The following is a 14,558-nucleotide window of genomic DNA, read 5'->3' as shown; positions in this document are numbered from 1 at the left end:
CCCACCGAGGGGCGCGGGGCTCTGCCTGATATGCGGCTCCGCCGCGTGGCCGCGACCGGCCACGACGAACCGGCACCCGGCAACACACCCACGCCCCCACGGAGTTACTCCGCACGCTCCTCCGGAGGAACCGGCGCCACAGGCCTCAGCTTCAGCCAGACCAGGAAGAACACCCCCAGGACCAGCATCCCCAGCCCGGTCCAGAGGTTGATGTTCACCCCCTGCGCCTTGTCGATCGCCGCGTCGGAGTCCGTCAGCCCCGTGATCGTGACGATGACGCCGTACAGCACGAACAGCCCGCCGATGATCCGCCGGATGTCGAACAGCCGTGCCGCCGTGGCCGACTGCCCCTCCAGTTCGGTGACTTCACGCTGGACGTCCCGCTCGGAGTACTCACGGTGCTCGCGGTGGCCGGAATTCTCAGTCATGGTCTCTCACACTCCTTACGAGCAGGCCCTCAGAACGAGAACGGGATGTAGCAGACGGCGGCCAGTACGATGGCGCCCCAGCCCAGCAGCGCAGGCCGGCGGTACCAGGCGTCGTCCCCGGCGGCGGGCGGCTCGGCCATCCCCGGGGACCGGGTGCCGTAGACCAGACCCTGGAGTTCCTCGGCCGGCTTCGGCTTGGTGAACAGGGTCACCGCCACCATCACCACCCCGCCCGCCACGAAGCCCGCGATCGCGGAGACGAAGTTGGCGCCCTGGTCGGAGGGGATGTCGATGACGCCCTGCTTGTAGATCCAGAAGTAGTTCAGCATCGCGACCGTCGTGCCCGCGATCAGGCCCCAGAAGCCGGACTTGACCGACGCCCGCTTCCAGAACATGCCGATGATGAAGACGACGAACATGGGCACGTTGAAGAAGGAGAACAGCGTCTGCAGGTAGGCCATGATGTTCGAGAACGACGAGGCGAGGAACGCCGTACCGATCGAGGCGAACACGCCGATCGCGGTGATGAGCCGGCCGAAGCGCACGTAGTAGGAGTCCTCGCGGTCCGTCACCACGTACTTGGCCCAGATGTCGGTGGTGAACACCGTGTTGAAGGACGACACGTTGGCCGCCATGCCGGCCATGAACGCGGCCAGCAGACCGGTGACCGCGATGCCGAGGACACCGTTGGGCAGCAACTGCTCCATCAGGTACGGGATGGCGTCGTTGTACTGCAGGTCCGAGCCGGACGTGCCGATCTTCGGCACGAGGACGGCGGCGACCAGGCCCGGGATCATCACCAGGAAGACGATGAAGATCTTCGGGAACGCGGCGATCAGCGGCGTGCGCTGGGCCGCCGAGAGGTTCTTCGCGGACAGGGCGCGCTGCACCTCGGCGAAGTTCGTCGTCCAGTAGCCGAAGGAGAGCACGAAGCCGAGGCCGAGCACGATCGTCAGCCAGTTGGCGCCCAGCGGGTTGGCGTGGCCGATGCCGGTGCCGCCCCAGGAGGTGAGGAAGTCACCGCCGTGGCTCTTGGTCAGGGAGTCGGACAGGCCGTCCCAGCCGCCGACCTTCCGCAGGCTGAGCACGGTGATCGGGATGAGGGCCGCGAGGATCACGAAGAACTGCAGCACCTCGTTGTAGATCGCCGAGGACAGGCCGCCGAGGGTGATGTAGGCGAGCACGAAGAAGCCGGCGACGACGATCGCCACCCACTGCGGCCAGCCGAGCAGGGCCTCGACGACGATCGCGAGGGCGTACAGGTTGACGCCGGCGATCAGGATGGCCGCGAGGGCGAACAGGATCGAACTCAGCAGATGGGCCCACTTGTCGAACCGCAGCAGCAGGAACTCGGGGACCGAGCGGACCTTGCTGCCGTAGTAGAAGGGCATCATCACCAGGCCGAGGAAGACCATGGCCGGGATGGCGCCGATCCAGTACCAGTGGGTGGTGTACACGCCGTACTGCGCGCTGTTGGCCGCCATGCCGAGGATCTCGGTGGCGCCGAGGTTGGCCGCGATGAACGCCAGTCCCGTCACCCACGCGGGCAGTGAGCGCCCGGACAGGAAGAAGTCGAGGCTCGTCTTCACCGACCGGCGGGCGGCGAAGCCGATGCCCAGCACGACCAGGAAGTAGATCGCGAGGATCGTGTAGTCGAGCCAGTTCGTGGGGAGCCGTAGCTCGGCGGCCAGGTATGTGGCGGTTGTGGGGGTCTGCATTAAGCACTCGCTTCGTTGCGCGAACTGATCCTCAGCGGAACCTACGCGTCCGCGTTTAGAAAATGAACACTTCTGGTGATGGTCTTTGTTGGATTGTGATGTGCAGAGGCCTGGTGGGTTGTGACGTGTTATGTTTGATTGTGTTGAGTCAGAGCAGTGCTTCGGTCCCCCAGCAGGCGCTTGGGTGCGGACAGAGGGAGTCCGGCGTGAAGAAGACCTCGACCCGGCTGGCCGACGGTCGTGAGCTGATCTACTACGACCTGCGCGACGACATGGTGCGGGGCGCGGTCGACCGGCGCCCGCTGGAGCGGACCGTGACGACCTCCGAGATCCGCCACGACGCGCTGCTCGGCGACGCCGTGGCGATCGCCTCGCACCGCCAGGGCCGCATCTACCACCCCCCGGCCGACGAGTGCCCGCTGTGCCCGTCGGAGGGCGAGCGGCTCAGCGAGATCCCCGACTCCTCCTACGACGTTGTCGTCTTCGAGAACCGCTTCCCCTCCCTGGCCGGCGACTCCGGTCGCTGCGAGGTGGTCTGCTTCACCTCCGACCACCACTCCTCCTTCGCCGATCTGACCGAGGAACAGGTGCGGCTGGTCCTGGACGCCTGGACCGACCGCACGTCGGAGCTGTCGCATCTGCCTTCCGTCGAGCAGGTGTTCTGCTTCGAGAACCGCGGTGCCGAGATCGGCGTCACCCTGGGCCACCCCCACGGGCAGATCTACGCCTACCCGTTCACCACTCCGCGCACCGCGCTGATGCTGCGCCAGGTGGCGGCGTACAAGGAGGCGAGTGGTGGCGAGAACCTCTTCGACGCGGTCGTGGAGCGGGAGCTGGCCGGCGAGCGGGTCGTGCTGGAGGGGGAGCACTGGGTGGCGTTCGTGCCGTACGCGGCGCACTGGCCGTACGAGGTGCACCTGTATCCGAAGCGGCGGGTGCCCGACCTGCTGGCGCTGGAGGAGGGGGCCCGCACAGAGTTCCCCCAGCTCTATCTGGAACTCTTGAGGCGCTTCGACCGGATCTTCGGAAGTGGTGAACCGCCCACGCCGTACATCGCCGCCTGGCACCAGGCGCCGTTCGGCCCGCTGGCGGAGCACGACGGCGTCACCCGTGACGACTACGCGCTCCACCTGGAGCTTTTCACCATTCGCCGTACGTCCGGCAAGCTGAAGTACCTCGCGGGCTCCGAATCCGGCATGAGCGTGTTCATCAACGACGTGCCTCCGGAGCGCGCGGCCGAGCGACTGCGAGAGGTAGCGATTTCATGAGCGGTAAGTACCTGGTGACGGGCGGTGCGGGGTACGTCGGCAGCGTGGTGGCCCAGCATCTGCTGGAGGCCGGCCACGAGGTCGTCGTCCTCGACAACCTCTCCACGGGATTCCGGGAGGGCGTCCCGGCGGGCGCCGCCTTCGTCGAGGGCGACATCCGCGACGCCGCCAAGTGGCTGGACTCCTCCTTCGACGGCGTGCTGCACTTCGCCGCGTTCTCGCAGGTCGGCGAGTCGGTGGTGAAGCCGGAGAAGTACTGGGACAACAACGTCGGCGGCACCATGGCCCTGCTCGGCGCCATGCGCGAGGCGGGCGTGAAGAAGCTGGTCTTCTCCTCCACGGCCGCCACCTACGGCGAGCCGGAGCAGGTCCCGATCGTCGAGACCGCCCCGACGAAGCCCACCAACCCCTACGGCGCCTCCAAGCTGGCCGTCGACTTCATGATCTCCAGCGAGGCGACCGCGCACGGCCTGGGCGCGGTCTCCCTGCGCTACTTCAACGTCGCCGGCGCCTACGGCGCCTACGGCGAGCGCCACGACCCCGAGTCGCACCTCATCCCGCTGGTGCTCCAGGTCGCCCAGGGCCGCCGCGACGCGATCTCGGTCTACGGCGAGGACTACCCGACGCCGGACGGCACCTGTGTGCGCGACTACATCCACGTCGCGGACCTGGCCGACGCCCATCTGCTGGCCCTGAAGGCCGCCCGGCCGGGCGAGCACCTGATCTGCAACCTCGGCAACGGCAACGGCTTCTCCGTCCGCGAGGTGATCGAGACCGTCCGCAAGGTGACCGGCCACCCGATCCCCGAGATGGTCGCCCCGCGCCGGGGCGGCGACCCGGCGGTCCTGGTCGCCTCCGCGGACACCGCCCGCGAGCGCCTGGGCTGGCAGCCCCGCCGCGCGGACCTCGCCGGCATCGTCGCCGACGCGTGGGAGTTCGCGCAGAACCGCGCAAAGTAACGCACTTTCGAGCAGAAGGTACGAAAGGTCAGGGTCAGGGATGAGCGAGGCCGTCGCCGGCGCTGTAGCCGAGCGGTTCGAAGAGCTGTACGGAGCCGAGCCCGAAGGGGTGTGGGCGGCGCCGGGCCGCGTCAACCTCATCGGCGAGCACACCGACTACAACGACGGCTTCGTCATGCCGTTCGCGCTGCCGCACACCGCCGTCGCCGCGGTGAGCCGGCGCGAGGACGGCCGGCTGCGGCTGCACTCGGCGGACATCGAGGGCGGCGTCGCCGACCTGCGCGTCGACGGCCTCGCCCCCGAAACGGACAAGGGCTGGACGGCCTACCCGGCGGGCGTGGTGTGGGCGCTGCGCGAGGCCGGGCACCCGGTGACCGGCGCGGACATCCACCTCGCCTCCACCGTCCCGGCGGGCGCGGGCCTGTCCTCCTCGGCGGCCCTGGAGGTCGTCGTCGCCCTGGCCCTGAACGACCTGTTCGGCCTCGGCCTGCGCGGCTGGCAGCTGGCCCGGCTGTGCCGGCGCGCCGAGAACGTCTACGTCGGCGCCCCGGTCGGCATCATGGACCAGACGGCGTCGGCCTGCTGCGAGGCCGGCCACGCCCTGTTCCTCGACACCCGCGACCTGTCCCAGCGGCAGATCCCCTTCGATCTCGCGGCCGAGGGCATGCGCCTGCTGGTCGTCGACACGCAGGTCAAGCACGCGCACAGCGAGGGCGAGTACGGCAAGCGCCGCGCCGGCTGCGAGAAGGGCGCCGCGCTGCTCGGTGTCGACGCCCTGCGCGACGTGCCGTTCGACGGCCTGGACGAGGCGCTGGCCCGGCTGGGCGACGAGGAGGAGGTCCGCCGCCTGGTCCGGCACATCGTCACGGAGAACCACCGGGTTCAGCGGGTGGTGTCGCTGCTGGAGTCCGGCGACACCCGCGCCATCGGCCCGGTCCTCGTCGAGGGCCACGCCTCCCTGCGCGACGACTTCCGCATCTCCTGCCGCGAGCTGGACCTGGTCGTCGACACGGCGCTGGCCTCCGGCGCCCTCGGCGCCCGCATGACCGGCGGCGGCTTCGGCGGCTCGGCGATCGTCCTGGCCGAGATCTCCGCCGTGGAGACGATCACCAAGGCGGTCGAGGAAGCCTTCGCCACGGCGGGCCTGACCGCCCCGCGCGTGTTCGAGGCGGTGCCCTCCGCGGGCGCGCGCCGGCTCACCTGAGCCGTTTCACCAGCGTGTACTCCGTGATCCCCGGCGGATAGTCGGGGATCTCGCACACCACCTCGTAACCCTGCTTGGCGTAGAAACCGGGCGCCTGGAAGTCCCAGGTCTCCAGGCGTACGGCGGTGCAGGCACGGTCGGTGCGGGCGAGGCGCTCGGCCCGGGCGAGCAGGCGGGAGCCGAGGCCGGCGCCGCGGTGCCGCTCGGCCACCCACAGATGGTCGACGTGCAGCCAGCCGGCCCAGGTGCGCCCGACCAGGCCGCCCGCGAGATCACCGGCGCCGTCCAGTGCCCACAGATGCAGGGGGGCGTCCCGCTCGTCGGGGGTGCCGCGCAGGGCGCGCAGCACGGGGGAGGCCGCCGTGTTCGCCTCACGGAGGCGCGAGCGCAGCAGATGACGTCGCTCTTTGTCCACTCGTGCCTCAATACGGAACATGCGGCTCACCCTAAACGCCGGGATCCGCCAGTTCTGCAATTCTCCTTGCCCTGCCCGGCTGCGGCCCTACCCTGTGAACAGCACCGGTGGGGGCCGGTGCCGTTCAGGGGGCGAGTGACGTCGGATACGGCGCTCCGCGGGGGGAAGCGGTCCGGTGCGGCGGCGGCCGTACGGTTCGCCCGGCCCCTCGGGCGCCGTATCCGTGCCGGTCGTCGTGGCGAGGCCAGTGGGGGTCATCCGTGGTGCGCATCCGAGTCCTGGTCGTCGACGACCACCGCATCTTCGCCGAGTCGCTCGCCGCGGCGCTGGCCGCCGAGCCGGACGTCGAGGTCGCCGCGGCCGGCAGCGGACCGGCCGCGCTGCGCTCGCTGGAGCGGGCGGCCGCCGAGGGCCGCCGCTTCGACGTGGCTCTCGTCGACGCCGACCTTGGCGCCCTGCCGCCCGGAGTGCGGCCCGCGCCGCACCTGCCGGAGGGCGGTGACGAGGGCATCGTCGACGGGATCTCCCTGGTCGTGGGGGTGCGCACGGCGCAGCCGCAGGTGCGGATCGTGGTGCTCGCGGAGAAGGACGACCCGCGGCGCGCGGCGCTCGCCCTGCAGGCCGGGGCCTGCGGCTGGGTCGCCAAGGACTGCTCGCTGTCCCGGCTGCTGAGCGTGATCCGCGGAGTGCTGCGCGACGAGACGCATCTGCCGCCCGCCCTGCTGACCGGCGTCCTGCGCGAGTTGACGGCCGCGCGCAAGCACCGCACCGAGAGCGAGCGGCTGGTGGAGTCCCTCACCCCGCGTGAGCGGGAGGTGCTGCGCTGCATGGTCGCCGGGCTCGGCCGCAAGGCGGTCGCCGAGCGGCTGTTCCTCTCCCCGCACACCGTGCGCACCCATATGCAGAACGTGCTGGGCAAGCTCGGTGTGCACTCCACCCTCGCGGCCGTGGCGCTGGCCCGGCGGGCCGGCGTGGGACCGGCGGACCTGGTGGGGCCCTCAGCCCGGGATGTTGTCGAACGGGGCGGTCAACTGGCGTAGCAGCCCGGCCAGTTCGCCGCGCTGGGCGCGGGAGAGCTCGGCGAGGATCGCCCGCTCCTGGTCCAGCAGCCCGGCCAGTGCCTGGTCGGCGCGGTCGCGGCCCTCGTCGGTCAGGCGCACCAGCACCCCGCGGCGGTCGCTCGGGTCGGGCAATCGCTCGACCAGGCCCTTCTTGGCCAGACGGTCGATCCGGTTGGTCATCGTCCCCGATGTCACCAGCGTCTGGGTCAGCAGCTGCCCGGGGGAGAGCTGATACGGGGCGCCCGCGCGGCGCAGGGCCGTCAGCACGTCGAACTCCCACGGCTCCAGGCTGTGCTCGGCGAAGGCAAGACGGCGCGCCCGGTCCAGGTGCCGGGCCAGCCTGCTCACCCGGCTGAGCACCTCGAGCGGTTCCACGTCGAGGTCCGGACGCTCCCGGCGCCACGCTGCGACCAGCCGATCGACCTCGTCCTCCATGGTGATCAGTGTAGTGGTTGTGTCGACATTAAGTCTCTTGATGTCGTGTCTCTTGACATCAAGATAAATCCCCGGGGACAGTGAGTCCATGACCAAGCCGACCTGGGACCCGGCCCAGTACCTGCGCCACGCCGGGCACCGCGCCCGCCCCTTCACCGACCTGCTGGCCCGCATCCCCGGCCCGCCCGGCGACCGCCCCCGCATCGCCGACCTCGGCTGCGGCCCCGGCAACGTCACCGCCCTGCTCGCCGAGCGCTGGCCCACCGCCCATATCACCGGCTACGACAACGCCCCCGAGATGCTGGACGCCGCCCACACCGGCCACGAGGGCCCGACCTCCGGCGGAGGCCACCTCGACTTCGCCCACGCCGACGTGCGCCACTGGATGCCCGCGGAGCCGTACGACGTGATCGTCTCCAACGCCACCCTCCAGTGGGTGCCGGACCATGCCGACCGCTTCCCCGACTGGATCGCCGCACTGCGCCCCGGCGGCACCTTCGCCTTCCAGGTCCCCGACAACATCGACGCCCCGCTGCACGCCCTGATGCGCGACCTCGCCGACACCCCCCGCTGGCGCTCCCGACTCGCCGGCGTCCTGCGCCGCACCGACTCGGTCCACACCCCCGGCGCCTACCTCGACCACCTCGCCCGCCTCGGCTGTGCCACGGACGTGTGGCAGACGACGTATCTGCACGTCCTGCCGGGCGACGACCCGGTACTGGACTGGGTCAAGGGCACCGGCCTGCGCCCCGCGCTCACCGCCCTCGCCGACGACGCCGAGGCCCGCGACGCCTTCCTCACCGAGTACCGCGACCTGCTGCGCCAGGCCTACCCGAGCGCGCCCTACGGCACCGTGCTGCCCTTCCGCCGCCTGTTCGCCGTGGCCGTCAAGGGGACCTGAGGATGATCACCGCGATCGACCACGTCCAGCTCGCCGCCCCGCCCGGCAGCGAGGACGCCCTGCGCGCCTACTACACCGGCGCCCTCGGCATGACCGAGATCCCCAAGCCGCCGGTGCTCGCGGCCCGCGGCGGCTGCTGGTTCCAGGCGGGCGCGGTCCAGCTCCACATGGGCGTCGAGGAAGACTTCCGCCCGGCCCGCAAGGCCCACCCCGGGCTGCGCGTCACCGGCATCGAGGCCTACGCCGCCCACCTCACCGCGTGCGGCACCGAGGTCACCTGGGACGGCAACCTGCCAGGTCATCTCCGGTTCTACGCCGAGGACCCCGTCGGCAACCGACTGGAGTTCCTCGAGCCCCGCGTTTGAGCCGCGCCCGTCTGGTCACCCGTAGCGATGAAACGCCCCTCAGACTTGACTGGGAGTGATCAGCCGTGGCAGGCGAGCAGAAGGCCAAGGGCAAGAAGGAGCAGCTGAAGGGCAAGGCCAAGGAAGCGGTCGGCCGCACCGTCGGCAACGAGCGCATGACCGCGGAGGGCGAGGCCGACCAGATGAAGGGCGACGCCCGCCAGGCCAAGGAGAAGACGAAGGACGTCTTCAAGCACTGAGCCCACATCTTCAGGCAGCCCACATGAGTGGAGGGCCCCCGGCGGAATCCGCCGGGGGCCCTCGCGTGTCGTTCAGCTCTTGCGGTGACCTATCAGCCGCGGCTTCGGCTCCAGACCGTCCAGCCCGTGCCAGGCGAGGTTCACCAGGTGCGCGGCGACCTCCGCCTTCTTCGGGCGGCGCACGTCCAGCCACCACTGGCCGGTCAGGGCCACCATGCCGACCAGCGCCTGCGCGTACAGCGGCGCCAGCTTCGCGTCGAAGCCGCGCGACTTGAACTCGCGGCCCAGGATGTCCTCCACCTGGGTGGCGATGTCCGAGATCAGCGAGGCGAAGGAGCCCGTCGACTGGGGGATGGGCGAGTCACGGACCAGGATGCGGAACCCGTCCGTGTACTCCTCGATGTAGTCCAGCAGCGCGAACGCCGCCTGCTCGCACAGCTCACGCGGATGGCCGGCCGTCAGCGAGCTGGTCACCATGTCCAGCAGCCGCCGCATCTCACGGTCCACGACGACCGCGTACAAGCCCTCCTTGCCGCCGAAATGCTCGTACACCACCGGCTTGGACACCCCGGCCTTCGCCGCGATCTCCTCCACCGACGTGCCCTCGAAGCCCTTTGCGGCAAACAGGGTCCGACCGATCTCCAGCAGCTGCTGGCGGCGCTCGGCACCGGTCATCCGGGTGCGACGCACACGCCGCGGCTTGTCATTGCTGGAGGTGCTGGAGTCGGTCGCCACGGCGTCCATCATGCCGCTTCGGCGCTCGTCTTCCGCCGCCGGGAGCGGTCATCGTCGCTGATGCGACGCGAATCGATACGCGAGCGTGACGGCCAGCGCACGTCGTACGCCCAGCCCAGCATCTCGAACCACCGGATGATCCGCGCCGAGGAGTCGATCTGGCCGCGCATCACACCGTGCCGCGCGGACGTCGGGTCGGCGTGGTGCAGGTTGTGCCAGGACTCACCGCACGACAGGATCGCCAGCCACCACACGTTGCCCGAACGGTCCCGCGACTTGAACGGCCGCTTGCCCACCGCGTGGCAGATCGAGTTGATCGACCAGGTGACGTGGTGCAGTAGCGCCACCCGGACGAGTGACCCCCAGAAGAACGCGGTGAACGCGCCCCACCAGGACATCGTCACGAGCCCGCCGATCACCGCCGGCAGCGCCAGCGACAGGGCCGTCCACAGCACGAACTGCCGGGAGATCGCGCGCAGCGTCGGGTCCTTGACCAGGTCCGGGGCGTACTTCTCCTGCGGGGTCTGCTCCTCGTCGAACATCCAGGCGATGTGCGCCCACCACAGGCCCTTCATCAGCGCCGGCACGGTCTCGCCGTACCGCCAGGGCGAGTGCGGGTCACCCTCGGCGTCGGAGAACTTGTGGTGCCTGCGGTGGTCCGCCACCCAGCGCACCAGCGGCCCCTCCACGGCCATCGACCCGGCGATCGCCAGCGCGATCTTCAGCGGGCGCTTCGCCTTGAAGGAACCGTGCGTGAAGTGCCGGTGGAAGCCGATCGTGATGCCGTGGCAGCCGAGGTAGTAGAAGAAGACCAGCAGGCCGAGATCCAGCCAGCTCACGCCCCATCCCCAGGCCAGCGGCACCGCTGCCACCAGCGCGAGGAACGGAACAGTGATGAACAGCAGCAGCGCGATCTGCTCGATCGAACGCTTCTGCTCGCCGCCGAGTGTGGCGGGCGGTACGGGCGTGTCGTCCGGCGCCTTACGAGCGTCTGCGATCACATCGGAGGAGCTAGTGGTCATACGCGTCCCCTGTGGGGTCGAGGGTCTGGGCGATGCCGAGCTGCGGGAACCGTCCTCTTTCCTACGGTTCCGTAACCTACGGCATCGTAAGTATGGCAGCGTGTTGCCCGGCGGCAAGAGCCCACGGGCCTGCGCGTTCCGACCGCCACCTATCCTGGAGTCGGTCGGACAGCGCGGTCCGCTCTGAAGTTTTTCCCGGACGTCCGGCACGCAATCGGTGCCCGTCGCTCGAGACGCTCGTCCGGGTTCCCCTCCCAGACGAGCTTCAACACTGCAAGGAGCCGCACCTGTGAGCAGTGCCGACGACCAGACCACGACCACGAGCAGCGAGCTGCGCGCCGACATCCGCCGGCTGGGCGACCTCCTCGGCGAGACCCTCGTCCGCCAGGAAGGCCCCGAGCTCCTGAACCTGGTGGAGAAGGTCCGCCGCCTCACCCGCGAGGACGGCGACGCCGCCGCCGAACTGCTGCGTGGCACCGAACTGGAGACCGCGGCCAAGCTGGTCCGCGCCTTCTCCACCTACTTCCACCTCGCCAACGTCACCGAACAGGTCCACCGCGGCCGAGAACTGCGCGCCAGGCGCGCCGCCGAGGGCGGCCTGCTCTCCCGCACGGCCGACCGGCTCAAGGACGCCGACCCCGAGCACCTGCGCGAGACCGTCCAGCATCTGAACGTCCGCCCCGTGTTCACCGCGCACCCCACCGAGGCCGCGCGCCGGTCCGTGCTCAACAAGCTCCGGCGCATCGCCGCACTCCTCGAAGAGCCCGTCCTCGACTCCGACCGGCGCCGCCACGACACACGCCTGGCCGAGAACATCGACCTCGTCTGGCAGACCGACGAACTGCGCGTCGTACGTCCCGAACCCGCCGACGAGGCCCGCAACGCCATCTACTACCTCGACGAACTGCACGCCGGCGCCGTCGGCGACGTCCTCGAGGACCTCACCGCCGAACTCGAACGCGTCGGCGTCAAGCTCCCCGACGACACCCGCCCCGTCACCTTCGGCACCTGGATCGGCGGCGACCGCGACGGCAACCCCAACGTGACCCCCCAGGTCACCTGGGACGTGCTCATCCTCCAGCACGAGCACGGCATCAACGACGCCCTCGACACGATCGACGAGCTGCGCGGCCTGCTGTCCAACTCCATCCGCTACACCGGCGCCACCGACGAGCTGCTCGACTCCCTCAAGGCCGACCTCGACCACCTCCCCGAGATCAGCCCGCGCTACAAGCGCCTCAACGCCGAGGAGCCCTACCGGCTCAAGGCCACCTGCATCCGGCAGAAGCTGGAGAACACCAAGCAGCGCCTGGCCGGCGGCACCCCCCACGAGAGCGGCCGCGACTACCTCGGCACCAGCGAACTCCTCGCCGACCTGCGCATCATCCAGAACTCCCTGCGCGCCCACCGCGGCGGCCTGTTCGCCGACGGCCGCCTCGCCCGCACCATCCGCACCCTGTCGGCCTTCGGTCTCCAGCTCGCGACCATGGACGTCCGCGAACACGCCGACGCCCACCACCACGCCCTCGGCCAGCTCTTCGACCGCCTCGGCGAGGAGTCCTGGCGCTACGCCGACATGCCGCGCGACTACCGCACCCGGCTCCTCGCCAAGGAGCTGCGCTCGCGCAGGCCCCTCGCCCCGAGCCCGGCGCCCGTCGACGCGGCCGGCGAGAAGACCCTCGGCGTCTTCCAGACCGTGAAGAAGGCCCTGGAGGTCTTCGGACCCGAGGTCATCGAGTCCTACATCATCTCCATGTGCCAGGGCGCCGACGACGTCTTCGCCGCCGCCGTCCTCGCCCGCGAAGCCGGACTGATCGACCTGCACGCCGGCTGGGCCAAGATCGGCATCGTGCCGCTGCTGGAGACCACCGACGAGCTGAAGGCCGCCGACACCATCCTGGAGGAGATGCTCTCCGACCCCTCCTACCGGCGTCTGGTCTCCCTGCGCGGCGACGTGCAGGAAGTCATGCTCGGCTACTCCGACTCCTCCAAGTTCGGCGGCATCACCACCTCCCAGTGGGAGATCCACCGCGCCCAGCGCCGCCTGCGCGACGTCGCCCACCGCTACGGGGTGCGGCTGCGCCTCTTCCACGGCCGCGGCGGCACCGTCGGCCGCGGCGGCGGCCCCTCCCACGACGCGATCCTCGCTCAGCCCTGGGGCACCCTGGAAGGCGAGATCAAGGTCACCGAGCAGGGCGAGGTCATCTCCGACAAGTACCTCATCCCCTCCCTCGCCCGGGAGAACCTGGAGCTGACGGTCGCGGCCACCCTGCAGGCCTCCGCCCTGCACACCGCGCCCCGCCAGTCCGACGAGGCCCTCGCCCGCTGGGACGCCGCCATGGACGTCGTCTCCGACGCCGCCCACGGCGCCTACCGGCGCCTCGTCGAGGACCCTGACCTGCCGACGTACTTCCTTGCGTCGACGCCGGTGGACCAGCTCGCCGACCTGCACCTGGGCTCCCGGCCCTCCCGCCGCCCCGGCTCCGGCGTTTCGCTCGACGGCCTGCGGGCCATCCCGTGGGTGTTCGGCTGGACCCAGTCCCGGCAGATCGTCCCCGGCTGGTTCGGCGTCGGCTCCGGTCTCAAGGCACTGCGCGAGGCAGGGCTCGACAGCGTGCTCGACGAGATGCACCAGCAGTGGCACTTCTTCCGCAACTTCATCTCCAACGTCGAGATGACCCTCGCCAAGACCGACCTGCGCATCGCCCAGCACTACGTCGACACCCTCGTCCCCGACCAGCTCAAGCACGTCTTCGACACCATCAAGGCCGAACACGAGCTGACCGTGGCGGAGGTGCTGCGCGTCACCGGCGAGCGCGAACTCCTCGACGCCCAGCCCGTCCTGAAGCAGACCTTCACCATCCGCGACGCCTACCTCGACCCGATCAGCTACCTCCAGGTCGCCCTGCTCAAGCGGCAGCGCGACACCGCCGCGGCCGGTGAACAGCCCGATCCGCTGCTCGCCCGCGCCCTGCTGCTCACCGTCAACGGTGTCGCGGCCGGCCTGCGCAACACCGGCTGACCCGCCTCTTCGCGCAGACGACGGTGCCCCCGAGCCACCCGGCCCGGGGGCACCGCCCGTTCACCCCGGCAAGGTCAGCCCCGGGCCGCCTTCCGGCGCCGCAGGACGAGGAAACCGCCGCCCGCGACCAGCGCCGCCGCGGCACCCGACAGCACGCCCACCGGCGCGCTGTTCCCGGTCTCCGCCAGGTCACCCCCGGCCGCACCGCCCTGCGCCGACGGCGACGAGGACGCCGACGGGGCAGCGCCACCGGCGGAGTCGGAGGCCGACGCCGACGCGGCAGCCGACGGAGCGGCCGACGCGGACGCCCCGGCCGACGCCGATGCCGAGGCGGACGCCGACGGCGCCGCGCCGCCCTCGGACTTCTCGCAGTCCGTCCAGAACACCTTGTGCTTCGCCGCCTTGCTCTTCTCACCGGCGAAGTTCCAGAACAGCTTGTAGTGCCCGTCCGGCAGCGACAGGTCCTCCGTACGGCCATGACCCGCGCCGTCCAGGACGATCGCACCGGACTTCACCGACTCGCCCTTCACGCCGGCCGTCGGCGCCCAGGACTCGATGTGCCAGGACACCTGCTGACCGCCGTCAAAACCGAAGGCGTCCAGGTAGAACGTGCACACGTGCGGCTCGTTGCGGCGCAGCTCCTCGCCGGTCGAGGCATCGTGGATCTTGACGGTGCCGTTGTCGCCGGACGCGGCGTGCGCGGACGGCGCCGTGAACACGGCAGCCGCGGCGACGGCGCACACGGCGCCGACGCGGGTGGGGGTACGCATGGGGGAGTCCACTCTT

15 protein-coding genes are annotated in these 14,558 nt (G+C 70.5%); 8 read left to right on the top strand and 7 right to left on the bottom strand.

All coding sequences use genetic code 11. From position 1 onward, the window contains the following. Positions 1 to 104 precede the first annotated feature (104 nt). Positions 105 to 428: a hypothetical protein gene (locus AB0J12_RS07945; protein WP_363263352.1), complete on the bottom strand. Its 324-nt coding sequence runs from the start codon at positions 426 to 428 to the stop codon at positions 105 to 107. Between the two features lie 29 nt (positions 429 to 457). Beyond that, positions 458 to 2,146, bottom strand: coding sequence for a sodium:solute symporter family protein (locus AB0J12_RS07940; RefSeq protein ID WP_363263351.1), 1,689 nt, complete (start codon positions 2,144 to 2,146; stop codon positions 458 to 460). A gap of 206 nt (positions 2,147 to 2,352) precedes the next feature. Between AB0J12_RS07940 and galT the strand changes: the two genes are divergently transcribed. From galT to galK, 3 genes are read left to right on the top strand one after another with little or no spacing between them, the layout of a single operon-like run. Further along, entirely contained in the window at positions 2,353 to 3,414 is a 1,062-nt protein-coding gene (galT, locus tag AB0J12_RS07935) for a galactose-1-phosphate uridylyltransferase (protein WP_363263350.1), read from the top strand. After that, positions 3,411 to 4,373: a UDP-glucose 4-epimerase GalE gene (gene galE / locus AB0J12_RS07930; protein WP_363263349.1), complete on the top strand. Its 963-nt coding sequence runs from the start codon at positions 3,411 to 3,413 to the stop codon at positions 4,371 to 4,373. The genes galT and galE overlap by 4 nt, the downstream gene beginning before the upstream one ends. 40 nt (positions 4,374 to 4,413) lie before the next feature. Then, positions 4,414 to 5,577 (top strand): galactokinase, encoded by a 1,164-nt coding sequence (galK, locus tag AB0J12_RS07925; RefSeq protein WP_363263348.1) that lies wholly within the window; start codon positions 4,414 to 4,416, stop codon positions 5,575 to 5,577. Here galK and AB0J12_RS07920 read toward each other — a convergent pair. Further along, complete coding sequence (locus AB0J12_RS07920; RefSeq protein ID WP_363263347.1) at positions 5,570 to 6,013, bottom strand: GNAT family N-acetyltransferase; 444 nt, start codon at positions 6,011 to 6,013, stop codon at positions 5,570 to 5,572. The genes galK and AB0J12_RS07920 overlap by 8 nt on opposite strands. A gap of 239 nt (positions 6,014 to 6,252) precedes the next feature. Between AB0J12_RS07920 and AB0J12_RS07915 the strand changes: the two genes are divergently transcribed. Then, on the top strand, positions 6,253 to 7,032 hold the full coding sequence (locus AB0J12_RS07915) for a response regulator transcription factor (RefSeq protein ID WP_363263346.1): 780 nt from the start codon (positions 6,253 to 6,255) through the stop codon (positions 7,030 to 7,032). Here the strand turns inward: AB0J12_RS07915 and tamR are convergent. Next, positions 6,991 to 7,488: a MarR family transcriptional regulator TamR gene (gene tamR / locus AB0J12_RS07910; protein ID WP_363263345.1), complete on the bottom strand. Its 498-nt coding sequence runs from the start codon at positions 7,486 to 7,488 to the stop codon at positions 6,991 to 6,993. The two genes, AB0J12_RS07915 and tamR, sit on opposite strands and share 42 nt — an antisense overlap. 88 nt (positions 7,489 to 7,576) lie before the next feature. Between tamR and AB0J12_RS07905 the strand changes: the two genes are divergently transcribed. The 3 genes from AB0J12_RS07905 (at position 7,577) to AB0J12_RS07895 (ending at position 8,993) form a co-directional block, all read left to right on the top strand. Then, complete coding sequence (locus AB0J12_RS07905; RefSeq protein WP_363263343.1) at positions 7,577 to 8,389, top strand: trans-aconitate 2-methyltransferase; 813 nt, start codon at positions 7,577 to 7,579, stop codon at positions 8,387 to 8,389. Between the two features lie 2 nt (positions 8,390 to 8,391). Next, positions 8,392 to 8,754, top strand: a complete 363-nt coding sequence (locus AB0J12_RS07900) for a glyoxalase (protein WP_363263342.1) — start codon at positions 8,392 to 8,394, stop codon at positions 8,752 to 8,754. A gap of 65 nt (positions 8,755 to 8,819) precedes the next feature. Then, entirely contained in the window at positions 8,820 to 8,993 is a 174-nt protein-coding gene (locus AB0J12_RS07895; RefSeq protein ID WP_361628410.1) for a CsbD family protein, read from the top strand. Between the two features lie 72 nt (positions 8,994 to 9,065). On the opposite strand, the gene AB0J12_RS07890 is transcribed toward AB0J12_RS07895, so the two are convergent. Further along, positions 9,066 to 9,740, bottom strand: a complete 675-nt coding sequence (locus tag AB0J12_RS07890) for a TetR/AcrR family transcriptional regulator (RefSeq protein ID WP_361628412.1) — start codon at positions 9,738 to 9,740, stop codon at positions 9,066 to 9,068. Then, on the bottom strand, positions 9,737 to 10,750 hold the full coding sequence (locus tag AB0J12_RS07885; RefSeq protein WP_363263341.1) for a fatty acid desaturase: 1,014 nt from the start codon (positions 10,748 to 10,750) through the stop codon (positions 9,737 to 9,739). The genes AB0J12_RS07890 and AB0J12_RS07885 overlap by 4 nt, the downstream gene beginning before the upstream one ends. Before the next feature lie 289 nt (positions 10,751 to 11,039). Here AB0J12_RS07885 and ppc point away from each other — a divergent pair, with 289 nt between their 5' ends. Beyond that, positions 11,040 to 13,772 carry a phosphoenolpyruvate carboxylase gene (gene ppc / locus AB0J12_RS07880; protein ID WP_363263340.1) on the top strand — a complete coding sequence of 911 codons (2,733 nt, stop codon included), beginning with the start codon at positions 11,040 to 11,042 and terminating at the stop codon, positions 13,770 to 13,772. Positions 13,773 to 13,846: 74 nt separating this feature from the next. Here ppc and AB0J12_RS07875 read toward each other — a convergent pair whose 3' ends face one another. Beyond that, positions 13,847 to 14,542 carry an LPXTG cell wall anchor domain-containing protein gene (locus AB0J12_RS07875; protein WP_363263339.1) on the bottom strand — a complete coding sequence of 232 codons (696 nt, stop codon included), beginning with the start codon at positions 14,540 to 14,542 and terminating at the stop codon, positions 13,847 to 13,849. Between the last annotated feature and the right edge of the window lie 16 nt (positions 14,543 to 14,558).

This window comes from Streptomyces sp. NPDC049915, assembly GCF_040656475.1.
Classification (GTDB): domain Bacteria; phylum Actinomycetota; class Actinomycetes; order Streptomycetales; family Streptomycetaceae; genus Streptomyces.
The sequence above is the reverse complement of the archived record's forward strand: the minus strand, read 5'-3'. Positions and strand labels throughout refer to the sequence as shown.

Bases quoted from the DNA above. Each gene is read 5' to 3' on its own strand.
- tamR (WP_363263345.1), bottom strand. From the start codon at position 7,488: ATGGAGGACGAGGTCGATCGGCTGGTCGCAGCGTGGCGCCGGGAGCGT.
- galK (WP_363263348.1), top strand. From the start codon at position 4,414: ATGAGCGAGGCCGTCGCCGGCGCTGTAGCCGAGCGGTTCGAAGAGCTG.
- AB0J12_RS07885 (WP_363263341.1), bottom strand. From the start codon at position 10,750: ATGACCACTAGCTCCTCCGATGTGATCGCAGACGCTCGTAAGGCGCCG.
- AB0J12_RS07890 (WP_361628412.1), bottom strand. From the start codon at position 9,740: ATGATGGACGCCGTGGCGACCGACTCCAGCACCTCCAGCAATGACAAG.
- AB0J12_RS07875 (WP_363263339.1), bottom strand. From the start codon at position 14,542: ATGCGTACCCCCACCCGCGTCGGCGCCGTGTGCGCCGTCGCCGCGGCT.
- galE (WP_363263349.1), top strand. From the start codon at position 3,411: ATGAGCGGTAAGTACCTGGTGACGGGCGGTGCGGGGTACGTCGGCAGC.
- AB0J12_RS07900 (WP_363263342.1), top strand. From the start codon at position 8,392: ATGATCACCGCGATCGACCACGTCCAGCTCGCCGCCCCGCCCGGCAGC.
- AB0J12_RS07920 (WP_363263347.1), bottom strand. From the start codon at position 6,013: ATGTTCCGTATTGAGGCACGAGTGGACAAAGAGCGACGTCATCTGCTG.
- AB0J12_RS07940 (WP_363263351.1), bottom strand. From the start codon at position 2,146: ATGCAGACCCCCACAACCGCCACATACCTGGCCGCCGAGCTACGGCTC.
- AB0J12_RS07905 (WP_363263343.1), top strand. From the start codon at position 7,577: ATGACCAAGCCGACCTGGGACCCGGCCCAGTACCTGCGCCACGCCGGG.
- AB0J12_RS07945 (WP_363263352.1), bottom strand. From the start codon at position 428: ATGACTGAGAATTCCGGCCACCGCGAGCACCGTGAGTACTCCGAGCGG.